Source organism: Delftia sp. DS1230 (genome assembly GCF_040112715.1).
Taxonomy (GTDB): domain Bacteria; phylum Pseudomonadota; class Gammaproteobacteria; order Burkholderiales; family Burkholderiaceae_C; genus Comamonas; species Comamonas tsuruhatensis.
The window spans coordinates 1133259-1155213 of the sequence record NZ_CP157763.1; the positions used below are offsets into that span (position 1 = coordinate 1133259).

16 protein-coding genes are annotated in these 21955 nt (G+C 51.3%); 15 read left to right on the forward strand and 1 reads right to left on the reverse strand.

Annotated elements, in window-relative coordinates:
• Positions 1-14: 14 nt before the first annotated feature.
• Positions 15-845, reverse strand: coding sequence for an isochorismatase family protein (locus AAN986_RS05105; RefSeq protein ID WP_047217145.1), 831 nt, complete (start codon positions 843-845; stop codon positions 15-17).
• Between the two features lie 249 nt (positions 846-1094).
• On the opposite strand from AAN986_RS05105, the gene AAN986_RS05110 reads away from it, so the two are divergent.
• The 15 genes from AAN986_RS05110 to AAN986_RS05180 all read left to right on the forward strand — a co-directional run bounded on the left by AAN986_RS05110 (position 1095) and on the right by AAN986_RS05180 (position 21861).
• Complete coding sequence (locus tag AAN986_RS05110) at positions 1095-1487, forward strand: DUF2304 domain-containing protein (RefSeq protein WP_047217144.1); 393 nt, start codon at positions 1095-1097, stop codon at positions 1485-1487.
• Positions 1474-2985: a mannose-1-phosphate guanylyltransferase/mannose-6-phosphate isomerase gene (locus AAN986_RS05115; protein WP_047217143.1), complete on the forward strand. Its 1512-nt coding sequence runs from the start codon at positions 1474-1476 to the stop codon at positions 2983-2985. The genes AAN986_RS05110 and AAN986_RS05115 overlap by 14 nt, the downstream gene beginning before the upstream one ends.
• A gap of 24 nt (positions 2986-3009) precedes the next feature.
• Positions 3010-4302 carry a nucleotide sugar dehydrogenase gene (locus AAN986_RS05120; protein ID WP_047217142.1) on the forward strand — a complete coding sequence of 431 codons (1293 nt, stop codon included), beginning with the start codon at positions 3010-3012 and terminating at the stop codon, positions 4300-4302.
• 8 nt (positions 4303-4310) lie between these two features.
• The gene (locus AAN986_RS05125; RefSeq protein ID WP_082138038.1) at positions 4311-5267 is read left to right on the forward strand and encodes a Gfo/Idh/MocA family oxidoreductase; all 957 of its coding nucleotides are present in this window, start codon (positions 4311-4313) and stop codon (positions 5265-5267) included.
• A gap of 54 nt (positions 5268-5321) precedes the next feature.
• Entirely contained in the window at positions 5322-5906 is a 585-nt protein-coding gene (locus AAN986_RS05130; RefSeq protein ID WP_082138037.1) for an acyltransferase, read from the forward strand.
• Between the two features lie 16 nt (positions 5907-5922).
• A complete protein-coding gene (locus AAN986_RS05135; protein WP_047217181.1) occupies positions 5923-7020 on the forward strand; it encodes a DegT/DnrJ/EryC1/StrS family aminotransferase in 1098 nt (365 codons plus the stop codon).
• Positions 7017-8105 (forward strand): UDP-N-acetylglucosamine 2-epimerase (non-hydrolyzing), encoded by a 1089-nt coding sequence (wecB, locus tag AAN986_RS05140; protein ID WP_047217140.1) that lies wholly within the window; start codon positions 7017-7019, stop codon positions 8103-8105. The genes AAN986_RS05135 and wecB overlap by 4 nt, the downstream gene beginning before the upstream one ends.
• Positions 8105-8887, forward strand: a complete 783-nt coding sequence (locus tag AAN986_RS05145; RefSeq protein ID WP_047217139.1) for an ABC transporter permease — start codon at positions 8105-8107, stop codon at positions 8885-8887. The genes wecB and AAN986_RS05145 overlap by 1 nt, the downstream gene beginning before the upstream one ends.
• Before the next feature lies 1 nt (position 8888).
• Positions 8889-10646, forward strand: coding sequence for an ABC transporter ATP-binding protein (locus tag AAN986_RS05150; RefSeq protein ID WP_349335596.1), 1758 nt, complete (start codon positions 8889-8891; stop codon positions 10644-10646).
• On the forward strand, positions 10646-12028 hold the full coding sequence (locus tag AAN986_RS05155) for a class I SAM-dependent methyltransferase (RefSeq protein ID WP_162233969.1): 1383 nt from the start codon (positions 10646-10648) through the stop codon (positions 12026-12028). The genes AAN986_RS05150 and AAN986_RS05155 overlap by 1 nt, the downstream gene beginning before the upstream one ends.
• A 55-nt stretch (positions 12029-12083) precedes the next feature.
• Positions 12084-13442 (forward strand): glycosyltransferase family 4 protein, encoded by a 1359-nt coding sequence (locus AAN986_RS05160; RefSeq protein ID WP_082138034.1) that lies wholly within the window; start codon positions 12084-12086, stop codon positions 13440-13442.
• Complete coding sequence (locus AAN986_RS05165; RefSeq protein ID WP_082138033.1) at positions 13442-16609, forward strand: D-glucuronyl C5-epimerase family protein; 3168 nt, start codon at positions 13442-13444, stop codon at positions 16607-16609. Before AAN986_RS05160 ends, AAN986_RS05165 begins: the two co-directional genes overlap by 1 nt.
• Positions 16609-17775 carry a transglutaminase-like domain-containing protein gene (locus tag AAN986_RS05170; RefSeq protein ID WP_082138032.1) on the forward strand — a complete coding sequence of 389 codons (1167 nt, stop codon included), beginning with the start codon at positions 16609-16611 and terminating at the stop codon, positions 17773-17775. The genes AAN986_RS05165 and AAN986_RS05170 overlap by 1 nt, the downstream gene beginning before the upstream one ends.
• A 93-nt stretch (positions 17776-17868) precedes the next feature.
• Positions 17869-19791, forward strand: coding sequence for an asparagine synthase (glutamine-hydrolyzing) (asnB, locus tag AAN986_RS05175; protein WP_047217133.1), 1923 nt, complete (start codon positions 17869-17871; stop codon positions 19789-19791).
• 69 nt (positions 19792-19860) lie between these two features.
• A complete protein-coding gene (locus AAN986_RS05180) occupies positions 19861-21861 on the forward strand; it encodes a glycosyltransferase family 4 protein (protein WP_162233968.1) in 2001 nt (666 codons plus the stop codon).
• The last annotated feature ends 94 nt before the right edge of the window (positions 21862-21955 follow it).

A 21955-nucleotide genomic window follows, 5' to 3' on the forward strand; every position in this document is an offset into this window, starting at 1 on the left:
AGGCGGTCCGGCCCCTACAGGTGGAGTTCTTGGCTGGAGGCCAGCCGCAATCCGCGGGCCTGCATGGCTGCAAGGAAATCATGGTGCGCGGACTCGAAGCCCGGCACCGGGCTCATGGCGTCGTGCATCAGCACGATGCGCTCAGGATGGGGAAGGTGCTCGACCAGATGCTCGACCGTGGAGCGCACGCAGTGACTGCTCGCCTCGCCCGCGACCACCAGCATGTCTGCCTGGGCCAGCCGCTCCAGCAAGGCCGTATTCAGCAAGGTCGCCGGATCGGCAGGGTCCGGCACCTCGGCCTGCAGCGCGCTGTAGTGCTCGGTCCAGGGATTGAGCCCCTTGAAAACGTTGTACACGGCGCGCTGGCGCTGCTGCTGCCAGTCGCCGCAGGCCGCCAGCACATCGGCATGGATACCGTGGCCCCAGCTGCCCACCTCGCAGTGCACGGGCCAGACCATCAGCGTGTAGCGGCTATTGGCTTCGAGTGCATCCAGATAGTCCAGGCTGCGCTGCAGCGCCTCGGCGTTGCGCGGCCGGAACACCCTCGCCCGCACCTGCGCCGCCGTGATCGCGGTGAACGGCACCACATCGCCGCTGTCGTCGCCATTGCCCTGTTGCCAGAAAGCCGGATGGGCGATGTCGTAGCGCTGGTGCGAGTCCAGCGTCACCGTGATCTCGTCAATTCTCGCCCCCTCGCGCCGTATCCAACCGGCAAGCCGCTGCATGTCGGCATGGGCGCCCGCCACGGGAAGGCTGGGGCGTAGTCCGCCAGGACACCAGCCCTCAGGCAGATCGCAGAAGTCGTTCTGGGGGTCTATGACCAGGAGCTGGGTGGTGGGGGGCATGGACGAACGCCACTTAGCGCAATACGTTAAAAGCCGAGTGTAGTGTCGTCCTGAAGAACTGTTTCCATCGATAGCAGCTCGGTCTGAGGCCTGTCCCAGCGATATTTCATATGGTTACCCGTTGCCAAACTACAATCGTGAGTTTTCATGCGCACGCAATTATTCGCTTGAATCTCTGCCGATACCCCAATCACTCGCAAGGCTGAGCGTGTAACTGAGCAGCTTCGTGCAATAGTTTTATTGGTAACAATGGCATCTCTGCAAGCTACAACGGCGTTCATGGGGGTGGGGTTGGCAGTGCTGATCCTTTACCTGATCCGCCGTGACCATCTTTACCTTATGCACGGCCTTTTCTGGGTGGTCGTGGCTGCGGCTGCGATGGTTTTGGGCGTCTGGCCGGGGTTGATCGACAGGGCGGCGCGGCTACTGGGCATCAGTTATCCACCCGCGATGCTGCTGTTGTTTGCCAGCGTTGTGCTTCTGATCAAATCTTTGCATGCCGACATGGTCAACACCCGCATTGAACGGGACGTGCGCCGCCTGACCCAACGACTGGCAATGTTGGAAGCCGAGGCCGAGCATCAGCGAGGTGCTGGCTCAGGATCTGACGAAGCTTGGGTGGAGCACGATGCATCAAGATAAGGAAACTGCGGCGCTCTTGCCGGTGATTCTTTGTGGGGGGTCTGGCACTCGGCTGTGGCCTTTGTCTCGCGAGACCTACCCCAAACAGTTCCTGGCTTTGCCCGGCAAGCACTCGATGCTGCAAGAAACAGCGCTGCGATTGCACGTGTCTGCGAGCCGGTGCGAACTTCCCAAAGTCATGCCACCCATGCTGATCTGCAATGTGGAGCATCGCTTTCTTGCGGCCAGCCAGTTGTTGGAAGCTGGCATACCGGATGCCTGCATCCTGTTGGAGCCTTCTGGGCGCAATACGGCACCGGCTCTGACGTTGGCGGCGTTGCAGGCCGTGTCTTCCGGCGAAGATCCCGTGCTACTCGCCATGCCTGCTGACCATGTGATGGCTGATGTGCAGGCCTTCGCACTTGCTGTCGAGCAGGCGTTCCCGATCGCCGAGCAGGGGGGCATGGTGACCTTTGGGGTCGTACCCGATCGTCCTGAGACCGGGTATGGCTACATCCGAAGGGGTGAGCCCTGGCAGGGCGAGGCAGGCGCATTTCGTATTGCAGGTTTTGTGGAAAAGCCCGACAGGTCGCAGGCCCTCCGATACCTTGCTGCCGGAGATCACCTATGGAACAGCGGGCTGTTCATGATGCGCGCCAGCGTGTGGCTGCATTTGCTCGCGCAATGTCGTGCAGACATGCTTGCTGCTTGCCAGGTCTCCATGAAGGAAGCTAGACACGATCTGGACTTCATTCGCCCCGGAGTAGGCAGTTTCGAGGCCTGTCCAAGTGATTCCATTGACTACGCCGTGATGGAGCATCTTCCTGGGCATCCTGAGTGGGGGGTAGGCGGTTGTGTCGTACCGTTGAGGTCAGGATGGTCGGATCTGGGCACCTGGGACGCACTATGGGATCTGCAGGAACGCGATGCACAGGGCAATGCCTTGATGGGGGAGGTGTTGACTCATGACTGTGCTGATTCTCTGTTTGTATCCAGCAGTCGGCTGGTGGCTGGCGTGGGTCTGGAGCAGATTGTGGTGGTGGAGACCCCGGACGCCGTTCTGATCGCAGACAAGCGGCGTGCGCAGGAAGTGAAGCAGATCGTGGCGAAACTTCGGGATTCAGGCCATGAGCTGGTGCAGGCGCACAGAAAGGTCTACAGGCCATGGGGTTGGTATGACTGTCTGGACGCTGGCGAACGCTTTCAGGTCAAGCGAATCGTGGTGAAGCCAGGTGCGAGCCTGAGTCTGCAGATGCACAGGCACCGTGCTGAACATTGGGTGATCGTGCAGGGCACGGCACAGGTCACCAATGGCGATGACACCTACTTGCTGGGTCCGGACCAGTCGACCTATATACCGGTGGGGAACGTGCACAGGCTCACAAATCCTGGCGAATACCCGCTTGAGATCATTGAAGTCCAGTCAGGGGACTATCTGGGCGAGGACGACGTCGTGCGCCTTGATGACATCTATGGTCGAAGTGCTCTGATCAACGGATCAGATATCGACAACGGTTGAATTATTTTTTCCTTCGCTTGAAACATGCAAATTAAAGCAAAGATTGCCGTGGTGGGGTTGGGCTATGTGGGCTTACCCTTGGCCGTGGAGTTTGGCAAGCACCGCGAGGTTCTGGGTTTTGACATCAATGCGGCACGTATCGCCGAACTACAGGGAGGCGCGGATGGCACCTTGGAGGTCAGTGCCGATGAGCTGAAGGCTGCCGCGCTGCTGCACTTCACCTCGGATCCGCGAGAATTGGCGGATTGTCAAGTCTTCGTCGTGACCGTTCCCACGCCCGTGGATAAGGCCAATAGGCCCGACATGACACCCCTGGTCAAGGCCAGCGAAACGGTTGGGCGTGCAATGCCGCCGGGCGCTCTCGTGATTTACGAATCCACCGTCTATCCCGGAGCAACCGAGGAAGTGTGCGTGCCTGTTCTGGAGCGTTTCAGCGGCAAGACTTTCAACCGCGACTTCTTCTGCGGCTACAGTCCCGAGCGCATCAATCCGGGGGACAAGGTCAACACGCTCACCAAAATCAAGAAGATCACGAGCGGTAGCACACCCGAAGCTGCTGACGCGGTGGACGCCCTTTACGCCAGCATCATCACCGCAGGCACTCACAAGGCCAGCAGCCTGAAAGTCGCGGAAGCGGCCAAGGTCATAGAGAACACTCAGCGAGATCTCAACATCGCGCTGGTCAACGAATTGTCTGTGATCTTTGAGCGCATCGGCATCGATACCCTGGACGTCCTTGAGGCCGCCGGCAGCAAATGGAACTTCCTGCCTTTCCGGCCGGGCCTGGTTGGCGGCCATTGCATAGGCGTTGATCCGTACTACCTGACGCACAAGGCGGAAGAAGTGGGCTACCACCCCCAGGTCATTCTGGCTGGCCGCCGCATCAACGACAACATGGGGCGCTATGTAGCGCGTAACACCATCCGCCTGATGCTCAAGAACGGCATGGATGTACCGCGTTGCCGTATTGGTGTGCTCGGTATCACCTTCAAGGAAAATTGCCCGGACATCCGCAACAGTAAAGTCGTGGACATGATCCGTGAGTTCGAGACCTGGGGTGCCAATGTCGTCATTGCCGATCCCTGGGCAAGCACCGAGGAGGTAGCTCACGAGTACGAACTGACTCTGGGCCAGATCGATGCGGAGCATCCCGTCGACGCCTTGGTCGTTGCCGTTGGGCACAACGAGTTTCGCCAGTCTTCTCTCCAGCAACTTCGTAGCCTGTGCCGCGGCGATCGTCCTGTGCTCGCCGACGTGAAAAGCCTTTTCTCCAGACAGCAGGCCGCCGATGCAGGCTTTACCGTATTTCGCCTCTGAATTCCACCATGAAAAATTTTGCTCTGATCGGTGCCGCCGGATACATCGCACCCCGGCACATGCGCGCCATCAAGGACACCGGAAACAATCTGTCCGTCGCCTATGACATCAATGATTCAGTGGGGATCATTGACAGCATTTCACCGCAAAGCGACTTCTTCACTGAGTTCGAACGCTTTCTTGAACATGCCCATCGTCTCAAGCGTGATCCAGCATCCGCTCTGGACTACGTCTCCGTGTGCTCTCCTAATCACTTGCACCATGCCCATATCGCGGCCGGCCTGCGCCTGGGCTGCGATGTGATCTGCGAAAAACCTCTGGTGCCCACGCCTGCGGTACTTGACGAGTTGGCGCGTATAGAGGCGGAAACAGGCCGGCGGGTCTTCAATATCCTGCAGTTGCGCCACCATGATGCCATTTTGCGTCTGCGTGAAAAAGTGGCAAACGCGCCCAAGGACACCAAGTTTGATGTCGAGCTGACCTACATCACGTCGCGCGGGAAATGGTACCAAGAAAGCTGGAAGGGTGATCCGCGCAAATCCTTCGGAGTGGCAACCAACATCGGCGTGCATTTCTTTGACATGCTGCACTTCATCTTCGGCAATCTGCAGGAAAACCGAATTCATCTCAGCGAGCAGACCAAGGCTGCTGGTTATCTCGAATACGAACGTGCGCGCGTGCGCTGGTTTCTTTCTATTGATTCCAATGATCTGCCTGCTGAGGTCCAGGGAAAGAGGACTACATTTCGGAACATCGATATCAGCGGTGAGAAATTGGAGTTCTCGGAAGGTTTTACGGATCTCCATACGATCAGCTATCAAGAGATCGTTGAAGGGCGTGGCTATGGAATTGAAGATGCAAGACACTGCATTGAAGCAGTTAATTTCATACGAGATGCATCGATAGTTTCAGACAGCGATGGCCGCATGCACCCTTTCGTTCGCCAAAGTCGGCTGAGTTTCTGATATTTTTATCCGATTCCAATAATTTGCATTGACCTTGATGAAGTTCAGCTAGCTATGAATGGAAAAGAATACCAGGTTCATCCTACAGCCATCGTAGATGAGGGTGCGGAAATTGGTGCCGGCACCAGAATATGGCATTGGGTGCATATTTGTGCGCAGGCACGTATTGGTGAAAACTGTTCATTCGGTCAGAATGTATTCGTTGGGAATGATGTGACTATTGGAAACAATGTCAAGGTTCAGAACAACGTGAGCGTTTATGATGCGGTAATGCTCGAAGATGATGTTTTCTGCGGCCCTAGCGCGGTGTTCACCAATGTCTATAACCCTAGAAGCGCCGTGGTACGCAAGAACGAATATAGAAGGACATTGGTCAAGCGAGGGGCGACACTTGGCGCAAATTGCACCATCATTTGCGGCGTGACTGTAGGTGCGTATGCCTTCATTGCAGCAGGTGCAGTGATAAACAAGGATGTCAAGCCCTACGCATTGATGGCGGGTGTGCCGGCTCGCCACATTGGGTGGATGAGTGAAAGTGGGACTCGTCTGGAACTGGCCTTGACGGGAGAGGATAGCGCGACATGCCCGGAAACCGGTGTGCGTTATGAATTACGTTCCGGTCAAGTTCATCGTATATGAATTAAAGAGGCAATTTATGGAATTCATCAATCTCAAGGCGCAGTACCAAGCATTGAAAGAGGATATCAATGCGAGAATTCAAAATGTGCTAGAGCATGGAAAATACATCATGGGGCCGGAAGTGGGTGAGTTGGAGGAGAGGCTTGCCGAATACGTTGGTGTGAAGCACTGCATATCCGCCAGTAACGGGACGGATACTCTGATGATCGCGATGATGGCGCTGGGTATCGAGCCTGGAGATGAGGTGATCACTACACCATTCACCTTTGTGGCTACGGGTGAAATGATCGCCTTGCTAGGTGCGGTGCCTGTCTTCGTGGATATCGATCCGCGCACCTATAATATAGATCCGGAAACCATCGAGTCCGCCATCACCAAAAGGACAAAGGCGGTTATGCCCGTGAGTCTGTACGGGCAATGCGCGGACATGGGCAGGATCAACGAAATTGCCGACAAGCACGGGCTGGCCGTTATCGAAGATGCAGCGCAGTCTTTTGGTGCAATCTACAAGGAGCGCAAGTCCTGTGGTCTATCGACTATTGGATCGACAAGTTTCTTTCCCAGCAAACCTCTGGGATGCTATGGCGATGGAGGAGCGCTCTTCACTAATGACGATGCGCTAGCTACGGCAATGCGGGAAATCCGTGTCCATGGCCAAGACAGGCGCTATCATCATCCCCGATTGGGCATCAATGGGCGGCTTGATACATTGCAGGCCGCGATTTTGTTGGCAAAACTCCCACGCTTTCAGTGGGAAGTGGAACAAAGAAGGAAGATCGGGGCCAGGTACACGGAGCTATTGAAAAGCAATTGTCCTGAAGTCGTTACGCCATGGATTGAGGCGCATAACACCAGTGTTTATGCTCAATACAGCATATCGGTGGCGGATAGGGATCATGTTGCTCAAGCCCTGAAGGAAAAAGGGATTCCTACAGCGATTCACTATCCCGTGCCTTTGAACCAGCAGCCTGCCTACCAGAAGCTTGGTCGAGGAGAAACCCCTATCAGCCGTGAGGCGGCAACCAGAATCATGAGCCTTCCCATGAGCGCCGATCTTGCTCCAGAAGATCAACAAGCCGTGGTCGATGCTCTTCAATCAGTGCTTCAGAAATGAAAAAAGTCATCACCATTGTTGGTGCACGTCCTCAATTCATCAAAGCTGCTGCTGTCTCTCGGGCAATCAGGGCGAGCTACGGGGACTGCGTCTCGGAGGCTATCGTTCACACGGGCCAGCATTACGATGCAAATATGTCTCAGATTTTCTTCGATGAATTACAAATTCCTGTGCCGAAGTTCAATCTTGAGATATCCGGAGGTTCTCATGGAGTCATGACGGGGCGCATGATGGAGGGGATCGAGAGGATATTGCAGGATCAGAAGCCAGATTGGGTAATGATATACGGCGATACAAATTCCACGCTGGCTGGTGCATTGGCTGCTGCGAAAATGCATATTCCTATTGCGCACGTAGAAGCTGGGCTGCGCTCTTTTAATATGCGAATGCCTGAAGAGATCAATCGCGTTCTCTCTGACAGGGTCTCTAAGCTGCTTCTGTGTCCTACGGGAACTGCCGTAAGGAATCTTGCCAATGAGGGGATTGTGCAAGGCGTCCATAACGTGGGGGATGTAATGTATGACGTTGCTCTTTACTATAAAGATCGGGCAAAAAAGGAAAGCCAGGCGCTGCGGAAGCTGGGCTTGTCTGAGCGTAGGTATGCTCTTGTAACTTGCCATCGCGCGGAAAATACAGATGATCCTGCGAGATTGAAACAAATATTGGAGGCTCTGAGCGAGATATCCAAGAAGCTCAAGATCGTCTTGCCATTGCATCCCCGGACACGCAAGCTCATCGCCGACTATGGATATGAGCACATGTTGTCACGCATGATGATTGAGGAGCCACTTCCATTCTTGGACATGGTTGCTCTGGAGCAGGCTGCGAAAATAATCCTTACGGACTCTGGCGGGGTTCAAAAAGAAGCCTTCTTCTACAAGGTGCCATGCATTACCATGCGCGACGAGACAGAATGGATTGAAACCCTGGATTCTGGATGGAATCAGCTTGTGGGTGCGTCCAGGGAAAAGATTCTGTCCGCCTTCGAATCTTTGGAAATTATGGAGCCTGGCGAGGAGTATGAACCTTTTGGCAATGGTGAAGCTGGCATGACGATTGCCTCCATGTTGGCAAAGGGTTATTGATGCAGATATTAGCCGATCTCTTCAGCCACCGGAGCATTCTATACTCCTCCGTTGTGCAGGGAGTATTAAAGAAAACCAGTGGTAACGCACTGGGTTTATTCTGGCTGGTTTTGTATCCAGTGCTTTTTCTTGGAATGTATAGTATCGTATTTGTTCATATTCTCCAAGTCAAAGTGCCGGGGAGTAGCCCAGTCAGCTATGTGTTGATGATATTTTCGGGGTTAGTCCCTTTTCTGGCCTTCGCGGAAGCTTTTGGCGCAGGAGCTACCAGCATTGTAGCCAACCGCGATCTGGTCATGAACACTCTCTTCCCCATCGAACTTGTCGTAGCCCGTGATGTGTTGGTTGGTCACATAACAATGGGTGTGGGAATGCTTCTTCTTCTTGCAGGCGCGGCATATTTTCACGGAATTCACTGGGCATTCCTGTTGATTCCGTTGATTTATATTCTTCAAATCATCATGATCCTGGGTGTCGTGTGGCTGGTCGCTACATTGACGGTGTTTTTTCGAGATATTCAGCAAGCCGTTCCAATCGTCGTGCTTTTTTTGATGATGGTTTCGCCTATTGGCTATAGTGCTGAAATGGTTCCGGAAAATCTGAAAGGCTTCTTGTGGGCTAATCCTTTGGCTTGGTTCATTGAGCTGTATCGCGCTTGTTTACTGGATGGTGTTTTTCCTTTCAAGGATTTGGCAATAGTGGCCGTATCTTCCATAGCTTCCTTCACCCTGGGAGGTGCATTTATCAGGCGCCTGAAACCGCTGTTCTCTGATTATGTCTGAAATGGCAATATCGATTCAAGGGGTAAGCAAGAGTTTCAGGAGATTCAGCCATCCTGGCTGGCGGGCGCTCGATGCTCTGGGATTTCCCATCTCCACCGGTCGCTACGACGTTTTTCGGGCGGTCTCGGACGTGGATCTGAGGATAGAGAAAGGTGAGCGCGTTGCGTTGATTGGTCGCAACGGTGCTGGAAAAAGTACGCTATTGCGGTTGATATCCGGGCAGATGCGGCCTGACACGGGTGAAATCCGTGTCCATGGCAGGGTTCAGGCGTTGATGACCCTAGGAACGGGGTTTCATCCTGAGTTTACCGGCTTGGAGAACATACGTTCTGCACTTGCATTCCAGGGGGTTTCATCATCCCGACTGGATGAGTGTATTGAGGAAATATCGGACTTTACAGAACTAGACTCTTTCCTGCAGCGCCCCGTGAAAGAGTATTCCGCCGGTATGTATGCGCGATTGGCGTTTGCAGTTGCAACATCCATCACCCCGGAAGTGTTGATCATTGATGAAATTCTGGGAGCAGGGGATGCATATTTTCTGGGGAAGTGCATTCAGCGAATGAAAGCATTGACCGGGCAAGGGGCGACAATTCTCTTTGTCTCGCATGACATCAGCTCGGTTCAGATGCTGTGCGACCGTGGTGTCTGGTTGGATAAAGGACATGTCCGTCAGGATGGTCCTTTGCTTCCCGTCAGCAAGGCCTATCTTGCAAGCATCCGGCAGGAAGAGGAGTACAGGCTCAGATCGAAGAGCATGTCCTTGACGAAAGGACAGGTTGCTGCGCTTCTCAACGAGGAGCGTCACACGACGCTTTTGCGTTTTCTGGGGTGTGATGGTGAGCCTCCGGCCCAGGGACAGATGCTGCTTCGTTCCGTGGAATATGGTGCTGAGAACCGTGTTATGGGAATAATTGACTCTTCCGGCAAAGCCACCGAAGGCTCTTGTCTGATTGTGGATCCCCAGTTTATGAATTGGAGGAAGCTCGATCGTTCTGATAAAAGTACATGGGCCTTCGGAAGCTTCGGTGCCAAGTATAAACATGCACCTTTTCAAGTAGTTTGGCCGAGAAAGCAGCCATCTCTAGCTTGGGTTCAGATTGAATATTGTTTGCAAACCAGTACGCCATTAGTTTTGGAGCAATATGATGCGGAAAGCGATAGTTATCGGACGTTGGCAAATTTGGTATCTACGGAAAATGATGGTTGGTCTAGCCTAAGAATTCCTATTTTGGCGGGCCCGCTGAAGGGCGAGAAGAGTCCGGAACTCGAGGTACTTGGTGATCTTCAAGAGCTTGGAGCTGATGATCGCTATGGTGACGGCGAAATCAGTATTATAGGCTTTGGTTTCTTCGACGAAGGCGGAGAGCGTCGTCATACATTAATTTCCGGAGAAAATGCATATGCTGTCATGGCATACCAAGCGGATAATATCGTTGCCGAAGCGGTGGCCGTAATTGCAATCTATCGACCCGATGGAACCTGTGCAATGCAGGTAATATCAAGCTTGGCGGGTAAAAGATTCCATAGGCTTGAAGGCAAAGGCGGTATTCGTGTAAATTTCTCTCCGCTGTTGCTTGGACCGGGCGAGTATTTGGTATCCGTTGCGCTGTTCAAAGAAATTAATCTTGCATCTGCTATTGAGCCTGCTGCCTATGATCTGCATGATCGATGTTATGCCATAAAGATATTGCCACCACCAGGCATACATGTTGAAATTGGTACGGTTAATCAGCCTAGTCAATGGGAACTGCTGTAATGATCCAAAATGAGACCTTGTATGATCTATCCCAGGTTTGGGATCAGCCGCTGCAAGAAGGGCAACGCAATCTGCTGCAAGCCATATATGATTTTCTCCCAGAATCTGTTTGCAGCTTGCTCGACGTTGGCTGCGGCGATGGGAAGATAACCAGACATCTGCGCAGTGGAGGCCGGCAGGTCGTTGGCTTGGATGGAAGTCAGGAGGCACTTTCCCGTCTTTCTGTACCCGGGGTTCGTGGAAACGCCGCCGCCCTGCCATTTGCCAATTCTTCGTTTGACTTGGTTCTCAGCACGGATGCATTAGAGCATATGTCCGAATCTGAGGAAGACTCTGCTTGGGGCGAGCTCTTTCGGGTTGCGGGGAAATATCTTATGGTTGCTGTACCGTTCAGAGAGGAGCTTCTGGATGCTATGGCCAAATGCCAGCAGTGTGGAAATCACTATCATGTCAATTGGCACCATCGTGCCTACGATATACATGATCTATGCAAAAGAGCTCCGCCTGACTGGAGAGTTAAATCTGTAATTTTGTCGGGTGAGAGCTGGAGCCCCATGATTCCCTTCGAAACTCATTTTCGGAGATTGATGCTTGATGAGTGGTCTGGTTGGGATGCGTCATTCTGCCCCTCCTGCGGAGCCAAGGGCGAAAACCGCATGACGCCTGCTTCAGTGTTGGATAGGGAAACGGAATCTGGCCTCGGATCGTATATATACAAGGCACTGAGAAAGCAGAGGTTCTTTCGAAGCCATAGTGAGATTCTGGTGCTTTTCGCCAAGGCGAAAGATGACCGACCAGTAGAGAGCATTCGATTTGCAAACTCCAGTTCTGCGCCAGCAAGTTCGTTGAATTTTAGTGAGAACTTCATAGAGTCTTCGTTGAATCCCTATCCGCAGACGGCTAGGGCAGTGAAAGCTATTGAAGGTGGCCTGCGTCTCCAATTCCCTGTTTATGAGGAGCAGCCAAAGCTGTATATTAGAAGAATTCCAGGATCAAAAGGACCTTTGCATCTGCGTTTGGAAGACGTCGACGGGATTCTACTGGATGGAGAATTGCTTTCCGAATCTGATGATGAGATCGAACTGGTTCTTCCCAGAAAAGTTCAGCCTGGATACTATGGGGTGCTAGCGACGTGCTCTGCCGAGGAACCGTTCCAGATAGTGAGCCTGGGTTGGGCTCCTGAAATGACACGATTGTATTCGCTTAAGCAAAATTCTCCATGCACATACTTCAAGGTTGCAAGAAGTGATTGCACTGTCTACATACAAGTTACAAATAAGATCTCTGTTGACATCAGTGCAGTCAAGCAAGATGTTAGAGCAGTGGATTCTCCTGGGATTTTGTTGGCTGCTATGCAAGCAAGAAAATACAGAACAGGCTAGATTCACCATTCAATCGAATTTGACGTAATTACTGATTAAAATATAGGGAGAGGTAATGGCTAGTATACTGATGCTTTGTCATGATCAGATTTTGGACAGGCGCGTGCTGGCACAGGCTGAGAGCCTGATCGCCAAAGGTCATAGCGTGAGGCTACTGGCAATTGCATTGGAGAGCGAAACCGTTGAGGAGAAAATTGGCAACGGCATTGATCTCGTAAGAATCGGCCTAGTGTATATTATTCCTGAGAACATAACATACAAGAAGTATATTTCTAGGCAGCAGGCATTGAATCAATGGGTGAACAAGCAATGCAATGAATTTCCTCGCGGGGCATGGTTTCATAGAAGAGTTTTCAGTATCGGTTCAAAACTTCATTGGCAGGCATACCGATGGACAATGAATTTCCGCTATCGGAATAGGACGATGCACGATCCTTTGCCCTTCAGATCAGCCTTTGTCTCACATGCTGAGAAATACCAGGCCGACTTGGTGCAGGTTCATGATCTTCCGGCCCTGGCCGCGGGCTCGGAACTGGCTGAGCGCTGGAAGGTGCCTCTGGTCTATGATGCTCATGAGTTGTATCCTGAGCAGAAGTCTTTCTCAGCCGTTCAGCGCCGTATATGTTCCGAGGCGGAGGCGTTGTATATCAAGAAGGCCCGCCTTGTATTTGCGGTGAATGAATCCATTGGCGAGGAGATGGCCAAAAGATACAGCATTTCCAAGCCGATTACGCTGTTGAATGCGATTGATCCTCCTGTTGAGTTTGACCCTGCCATACGCTACGACTTTTTTAGAGAGAAGTTGGGAATCCCTGCAGAAAAGAAGATATTGCTGTTCCAGGGGGGATTTGCACCGCATCGCAATCTGGAAGCATTGATAAAGGCGATGACTTATGTAAGCCATCCCGATGTCGTTCTGGTGATGATGGGTTTTGGTAATTTTGGGGAATTTTTGAAGAAAAAAGCAATAAAGCTGCGCTTGCTCGGTAGCCGAATTTATTTTCTTCCTGCAGTTTCCCAGGGGGAGTTATTGCAGCACAGTGCTTCCGCTGATATAGGAATTATTCCTTATCCTCATATCGATCTGAACTCCTACTATTGCACTCCTAATAAGCTTTTCGAGTTTATTCAAGCTGGACTTCCCATACTTGCCAACGACTCTCCTGAGTTGAATCGTTTCGTTAAATTGAATGGATTTGGGTATTCTGCAAAAATGGATAGTGCGTTGGATATCGCTACAGCCATTGACATGGCATTCAGAATGAATAACGGCGTTGAATGGCGTGAGAATATCAAAAGAAAAAGAAACGATCTCGCCTGGAAGTTGCAGGATAATATCTACTCCTTCGAGATGGCAAAAATATTCGATACCCTTAAATTTTCGAATATTTCAGATTTGGGAAAAGATTTTTAATGTTGAAAAAATGCGTTGCTCTTTATTTATTTTTTGTTCTCGGTGTCGCGCAATCCGATGTCGTTGAAAAAATAAATGAATTACAAACAAATGTTGCCCAGGCAAAGCATCAGGTTGATGTAAAAGGTATTCCTTTGTTGAATATCGGTGGAGTTGGGGTAGTGAATCATCCGGCGTGGACTGCACTCTACGCATTGGCTTATGCTGGTGTGGAATTTTATGAGCCCATGCTTGGTCTTAAAAAGGATGAGGCAAAATTTACGGCTTCCATCGAGTGGTTGAAGAATAACCTCGTAATCAACAAGCAAGGACAATGGGTCTGGATCTATCATTTTGACAACACCTACAACGATGTCAACATAAAGGCTCCTTGGAGTAGTGCATTTGCTCAGGCCGTAGGCATTCAGGCTTTGCTGGCGAGCTGGAAGCAGGATGGAGACAAGCAGAGTCTCGCTTTGGCAGAAAAAGCTGCAGAATCTCTTTTTGTTCCTCCAGAAAAAGGTGGTTTTCTGTTTTCCAGTGGAAAAGATGTATGGTTCGAAGAAATACCATCGCCCTCGGATAATCCCTCGCATATTCTTAATGGGCATATGCGGGCGCTCCTTGCGCTGGGAGAGTTGGGTGCAGTAACTGGTGAGGAAAAATACAAGCGCTGGTTTGATAAAGGGGCCGAATCTTTGCTGAAATGGCTTCCCTTGTTTGATACTGGATATTGGTTTCGCTACGATCTGAACCCTAGAAAGAACGAGCTCTTGTACAGATTCGCAAATCCGTACGGTTTTGCCAATCCTGCTTTGGCGATTGATCGTATTGTTTTGCGTGATCCACTTTCGGGTATGGAGTCTGTATTGGATGTAGGGTCTGAAAACGACGCGGAAGGTCCTTTGCGTATAGCTGGAAACGATTGGGGGGCACGGGAGTCCATTGACGGTCGCTCTGTGCGACGATTAAAGCCTGTTCAGGTTGCACGCGATATGACTGGCAGGGGTGGGGGAATGCTTGCTCCTCATTCGTATTTTTATTTGTCCTTGCCAGGAGAGTGGAAAGACAATCTTCGATCAAAGCGCTTTGAGCTTTCTATTGAATACTTTGATGAAGCTCCTGCCAATCTAGAGGTGCAAACTCGCGCGATTTCATCGGGTGGAGATAACTTCAAGCCGCTACGAGATGGTGATTTGCTGATATCAGGGGGGAAAGAGTGGCGAAAATGGAATGTGGAAATAAATCCCAGGGATCTCGGGTACTGGGTAGGAGAGCTCTACGCGAAAAAGCATTTCGACTATCTTTCCACTCTGTCCAAGATGGACCGCCGTTTTTTACCGTGGGAGAATTCTGCGAAATTTTATCTGGAAAATATTCGCGATGGAGCTGACTACAACACTGTAAATCCGAAAAAAAAGGTGTTGCCAAGGCAAACACCTATGCTGCCATTATTATCCTTTGATAAGGATGGTGTTTTGATGCAGCATTTGCCATCTACTGAATCAAAGTTTGATCAGACAGGTCTTTACGATTTTTCTTCAGACAAAGGATCTCCTGTCTATTCTCCTTATATCATTGCGACGCAAGTGGTTGATGGTAACAATCCGGCTTGGGCGAGCGCGTTGATTCAGAAGAATGTGAAGATAAGGCGGTTGCCGGCGCTGAATTGGCTGACCAACAAAAAAAATCAGCAATGGAATGGAGATGCTGTTCTATACGCGTTTCCATTTGTCAATGTCTATAATGATGTGGAAACGAAAGCGCCCTGGCCATCCGCTTTCAGTCAGGCGTATATTCTCAAGGCTTTTGATTATGCCCGCAGAAATTTGGGTGATTCTGAGCAATTGAGGAAAATAAGCAAATCTGCCGCTTTAGCGTATTTCGTGTCAGTAGATAAAGGTGGAATTTCGGCACTCAACAAAAATGGCTTTCGATTTTTTGAAGAAGTACCAAATTCAACGCATGTGTTGAACGCGCACATCGCGAGTATAAATGCGCTATCTGATACTGCTAATCATTTGAATGACGCTACTGTCAGGGAGCTTGCTAATCAAGGTGTAGATGCAATAAGAAATGAACTTTATCTATTTGATAGTGGATACTGGTTGCGTTATGATCTGAATCCTAGAAAGAATTTGCTATTTCAGATTGACTGGGTAAATGGGGAAAAATCCCCTCTTGTCGAATCCATCAGTCTGGAGGCTCCCCAGTTCTCCAAAAAGGTCAAGTTATTAATGGGGGGTGACAAGGCTTTTGATGGTGAATCGAGAATTGCCGGGCTTGAATGGTCTCCGGTCCAATCCGTGGATGGAAATCTGGGTCGTTCATTCAGCAATGGATATGCATTGCGACGCGATGCAGTCAAAGGGGGTACCAGGCATAACGTTTATGCGTTCATGCAATTGCCAATTGCGGATTTTGTTGATTATTTTGAAGTAAAGTCACATCGATTGGTCATACGATATAAAGATGTGGCGCCTGGCCAGTTCTTGATCAAACTGCAAGCTGTGAATGAAGGAAATTTTCTTGATTTTGTTCCTTTGCGGAATGCCTTGCTTACAACAATTGGTGATCAGAAATGGAAGAGCGCGGTTGTCGAGGTTCGGCCTCAGGATATGGGGTGGTTTAAAGGGAAAGACTACCAGTCTTATGAGACGACTCAGCTGGAACTGATCGCCAAGCTCACTGGAGATTGGTTTTTCAGTCAGTATGCCCAACGTCAGAAGTATTTTCTGAACATGAAGGAGAATGGGAAAACGGTAATTTTTGAACCTGTCTCTTTGGATCAGGTCAAAGAAATTAAGCTCTCTGTGGTTAATTCCTCCAAGACTTATCCCGGATTTGGCTTCGATAATTCAATTGACGGAAATCCTGACAATAATTATGTTGCGGGACTAGAGAATGAGAGGTTGGCCTATGTGGACCTGAAGCTGGAGGAAAGTGCCCAACCCCGAGAGCTCAGGATTTTGTGGGAAAGTGGGAGTAATTATTCGCGCCACGTAAAGGTGTATGCATGGCGTGATGCTGGAGAAGAACCAAAAATAATTGGTGAGACGAATAATGCATCGGGAATAGTTTCAATAATTAAGCTGGAACCTCAGGATAAGATTGATTATATCCGCGTGGAGTTTTCCGGTTTCTACGGTCAATCTAGAGTTTTGTTGAGAGAAATGGAATTTCACTGATGAAAGACGATTTTTATCTGGCGGCAAACCTCGTGCAAGCTAAGCGCCGGAAATTCCTGCTTTCCTTGGGCTGGAGTACTGCTGGTTTTCTCGTAGGTTGCGGTGGCGGTGGCAATAGTCAAGATGAGCCCCCAGGATCCTCGGGTAATCTCCCAGAACTAGTGCCTTCTCCAGAGGGCGATGCCATTTTTCTGACGGGGGATGATCCCAGCAATCCTCTCCATATTTTCTTGACCCCCATCACTAGGAGAATTCAAGTCTTGGCGGAAGATCTGGGTAAAGGTGCAGTTTCTGTTTTTGAGAAGATAGATCGTTTCATTTCCTATATAGATGGATTTGACGTTGGAAACGCGTCATCTCCAGATCCTGATGCTACCGTTTTGGAGAGAATCGGGGCATGTGGCACCTATACGGGCGTTTTATTGGCGTTGACACGGTGCATTGGTATTCCCGGGAGATATGTCAATTTTTATAATTGGCCTGTGAATAACGGACATACAGTTGCTGAGTTGTTTATTAACGGTCGTTGGATGCTTTTCGACCCTACTTATCATCTTTATTACTCAGAGGCGGGGCGTGCGGGTGACTATCCTCTGTCCTATGAAGAAATCCTGCATCGATATAGAACCAATCTACCCGTTGTCAGAGTTGGACAAAACACCAGAGATGGGTTGAATGAATTTTCCGGCGTGAATCTATACACCAATGCGAGTCCTCAGGGCGTAATCGGTCCGGATCGTCCCCTGGCCTTCCCTCTGAGACTGCATGCCCAGGACAAGCCTATCATAGGCTCTAGCGATTTCCCGCTCTTCAACCAGGGGGCCGAATATTTGGGCGCAGCAGGTGTCAATATCGAGCAATCCTGGGATCTGTCCGGCTTGGAGATCGGTCGAGAATATAAATTCTGTATCATCGCTGACTGGCTTGGTGGCTATATTAATGCTGATGATTATTTATTCGATTTCTCTTATGAATTAAAATCGGCAATTGATTTGAATAGTCCGAAATCTTATTTCGAATTCAATAATGACGATGTGTCTCCATTTGAGCTGAAGTTTATGGCCCAACAGGAGAATGTCGTACTAAATATAAAACATCCTTATCGTGGTCCTCAGTTTCGCTACTTGATTGTTTCGGAATACAAGTTGCTCGCCGGAGATTCTTGAGAGAGAATTTTGAATTTTTTGATTTTGAGTGTCGTGTGTTTATACGCCAATACCTTGTTGTGGTTATATATTTAATATAGTTAAGCAGAGTCTATGTGTGGAATAGCTGGAATAGTATCTTTTGCTAATACTGATATAGCTGTCGGCCTGAAAAACATGATGCATGCCATGCGGCATCGAGGACCTGACGGTGATGGGCTATGGTTGGATGATCGACTGCCCGTCGGGTTGGGGCACGTCCGCTTGGCGATCATTGATCCTGAGCATGGGAAACAACCCATGCTCACGGAGAGCGGTCGCTTCATCATATCTTTCAACGGTGCTATATATAACTATCTTGAGTTGAGGCGTGAGCTGCTTGGCAAAGGCTATCCTATCCATAGCTACTCTGACACCGAGGTGCTGCTCTATGCATACTGCCACTGGGGTGAGGCGCTGGTTGACCGTTTGGTAGGCATGTTTGCCTTTGCCATCTGGGATCGGCAGGAGCAGAGGATGTTCTGCGCCAGAGACAGGATAGGTATCAAGCCCTTTTACTATGAATTTGATAGAAATCGCCTGCTTTTTGCTTCTGAGATAAAAGCCATACTCGCGGATGATTCCGTACGCGCGGAAGCAAATCCCCAAGGTCTGCAAGACTATCTGACTTTCCAGTTCTGTCTGGATCAGAAGACGATGTTTAAAGGCATTGACAAGCTGGAGCCTGGGCATTGTCTATCCGCTTGGTACGATGGCAAATCTCTCAAAGTGCAGACCCGACAATATTGGGATCTTAATTATCATATTGATGAGACGCATGATGAGCGTTATTTTGTTGATACATTGGCTGGATTGATTGATGATTCAATCCGTCTTCACATGCGTTCCGATGTGCCCTTGGGTGCACATCTGTCCGGTGGACTCGATTCCAGCGCAGTTGTATGCCTGGCTTCCAGAATGATTGGTGGAGAGTCGATGAACACTTTTACCGGTGCGTTCAGCGAAGGGCCTCAGTTTGATGAGACGAAGTACGCCAAGGAGGTCGCTGCCTTCTCTGGTGCAAGGTATAACGAAATCTATATCCCCGCAGGACGCGAGTTGGAGGATGTATTGCCGCGTCTCATGTACTACATGGATGAGCCTCTGGCAGGGCCGGGCGTGATTCCGCAGTACTACGTATCTCGACTGGCAAGTGAACATGTCAAGGTTGTTATGGGAGGGCAGGGAGGCGACGAACTATTTATTGGCTATGCTAGATACATGGCCGCGTATTTGGAGAAATGTCTGTCCGGTGCGATTTATCAGACCGCCAATGAAAATCGCTATGCGGTATCTCTGGAGTCAATCGTTCCCAATCTACCGTTGCTGAACACCTATCAGCCCATGCTCCAGATGCTATGGCGTGATGGTCTGTTCGGTCCCAGAGATGAGCGTTATTTTCGCCTGATTGATCGTAGCGAAGGCATGAGCCAGCTCATCAATCCTGAGTGCCTGAAATCTGATAATGGTTATTCGTCTTTTTATGCATTCCAGAGGATTTTCAATCGGGAGGGTATGCACTCCTTGGTCAACCAGATGACCTACTTTGACCTAAAGGGGTCTCTTCCCGCGCTGCTCCATGTGGAAGATCGAACCAGCATGGCTGCTTCCATAGAGTCACGCGTTCCGCTGCTCGATCATCGTATCGTGGAGTTCATGGCCACCATTCCGCCGAACATCAAGTTTGCAGGTGGTCAGATGAAACATATATTTAAGGAGGCGGTCCGAAGCTCTTTGCCCAAAGCAATATTTGAGCGTAAGGATAAAATGGGTTTTCCAACGCCTTTGAATCAATGGACGAAGGGAGCAGCCAAGGGCTTTGTCAGGGATGTTCTGCTATCGGAGCGAGCCAGGGGGCGAGGCCTTTTCAACGTTGCTGCTGTGGAAAATGCTCTGAGCAATGAGCGAGAATTTGGTCGGGTCGTCTGGGGGCTGCTGTGTATGGAGCTTTGGCATCGCATCTTCATTGATGGCGACATGCATGTCAGCGGCATCTGAAATCTGCTGCTTGGCATTCTGCGAGAATATTTGCCGTGGATTTTCATGGGCTCGGGATGGGAATTTGGAATGAATAGTTCATTGGATGAAAATATGGCAACCAGCGGGCTGGCGCCGGGTTGTGTTTTTCATCCCGGGTTTACCGCAATGGCGCCCGGCCCAGTGAGGGTGGCATGGCTTGGTCTTGCTACGGCAGAGCATGGGCACGATTCCGATGAGCTTCGTTCCGCAGGCATCTTTCAAGCTGGTTCCAGGTTCGCCGTGACGGTATTCGATGACCCGCTTTTCTTTGACCCCAAGAAAGCACAGCCAAGATTCGATACTTTGTTGGTGGCGGGCGCTGCGCTTTCCGAGCCTAGATATCAGGAGTTATGTATTGCATCGGGCCTGCCCGTGCTAGTCTTGGGGAATTGGTGCATTGATGCAGGACATGCAACGTTTTATAGTATCGATGAACCACTTCCCTTTCAGGCCGGTGCGGTCGAACGTTTGGATCGTCGGCTGGAGGAGGTGCTGCAGTCTCGCAGTGATTGGCCAGACACCAGAGCGGTCACCCAGGCAGGCCAAAATATCCTGATCCTAGTTCCCCATAGGCCCAAGCAGGACCCTCGTCTAAGCTGGATAGCGGCCGGAGCGCCCTCGCCGCTGCGCGTTCATCAACTCGGGGTGCATCCTGCACACGAAAATAAGATCGAGCAGGCCTTCGATGGCAGAGAGGGGTTGGTGGCCTCGGTGCCCATGCACGCCTATCGACATGGAGAGGCCGTGTTGTGGGGAGCCAGGTGCGGTGCCAATGCGGGCGCGCAAGCCGCAGTGGGCCAACTGCTCTGGATGGAAAGGGCCCTGGCGCTGCCTGACGAAGCATATCTGCGCGCGGTTGGGGCATGGGTCATGGGCGAGCGTGCATTGATTTTGCGCGACCTTTTTCGTTACTTTCTAAATGTTTCAGCAACCTTGGTGCATGAGGCCAGCCGGTTGCGTGGGATCGACTGCGTCATTGCCGCAGACCTTCCAACCCTACCTGCCGCGCTGATGCTGGGTGCCATTTTCAAGGCTAAGGTAGTCTTCGATGCACATGAGTACTGGGCTGAGGCGGATCTGGGCGCGGCGGATTTTGAGATCCAGCTCTGGGCCCGCGTTGAACGCCTGCTGCTCCCTCATGCCGATCTGAGGTTCACGGTTTCAACGGGACTGGCCCGAATGATGGAGGCCAGCTACGGGGTTCCCGTCGGGGTTCTGCCGAATGCAGAGCCAAAGTCGGAGCAGCGAAGAATGGGGGGGCACAAGCCGGATGGCGTCTGTGATTTCCTATTTCAGGGCGGATTTGCCAGAGGCAGAGGGATAGAGTTGCTGATCGATGCGTGGCCGGATGTTGCGGAGAGTGCCCACCTGCATTTGAGGGGGCCTCTGGGAGATTGGCGGGATCGGATGCTGGCCAGGGCAGCGGCGACGGGGCTGTTGAACAAAAGAATCTTCTTCCCACTCCCCGTTGACGAGTCCGAGCTGGTGGATGCGGCGGCACGCTTCCACGTGGGGCTGATTCCTTACGAGCCCCATGGCGCCAACCACCAGCATTGCTGTCCTAACAAGATGTCGCAGTACATGGCTGCAGGCCTGCCCATGCTGGCCAATGAAACCTCCTATGTGGGCGAAGTGATTCGGCGCGCGGACGCGGGCCTGGTCGTGGACTTCCGGGACCGGCAGGCGTTGGCAAGAGCCGTGAACCTACTGGCCAGCGATCCGGTCGCGCGCGAACGGTTCGCGCGCAACAGTGCAGACCACTCCCTGTCAACATTCCATTGGGAGGCCGTTAGCGTGGACTTTTATCAGGACCTGGGCGGCTTGCTGGCTGACAGGCCGAGCAGGCCGCTGCAATGGTTCGGGCCAGGGCGTGGCGTGGCGGATGACGTGAGCGTGACGGAGTTCGACACCTCTAGGCAGCTCGGTCTCGGGCTGAGGTCTCTGCTGCTTCGAGTAGGCCATGTCGTATGGTCGAATACACCACCACCGCTGCGTCGCCGCTTGAAGCCGTTCGCCGATATGGTGTGGCGTCGTTTGCAAGGAATCTGACATGGCCTCCTTGATTCACACCGCCTTAGCGCACGGGATGCCTGCGCTCGACCCGGCGCGAGCGCGAGGCGGTCCGCTGCGGGCCGAACTGTAT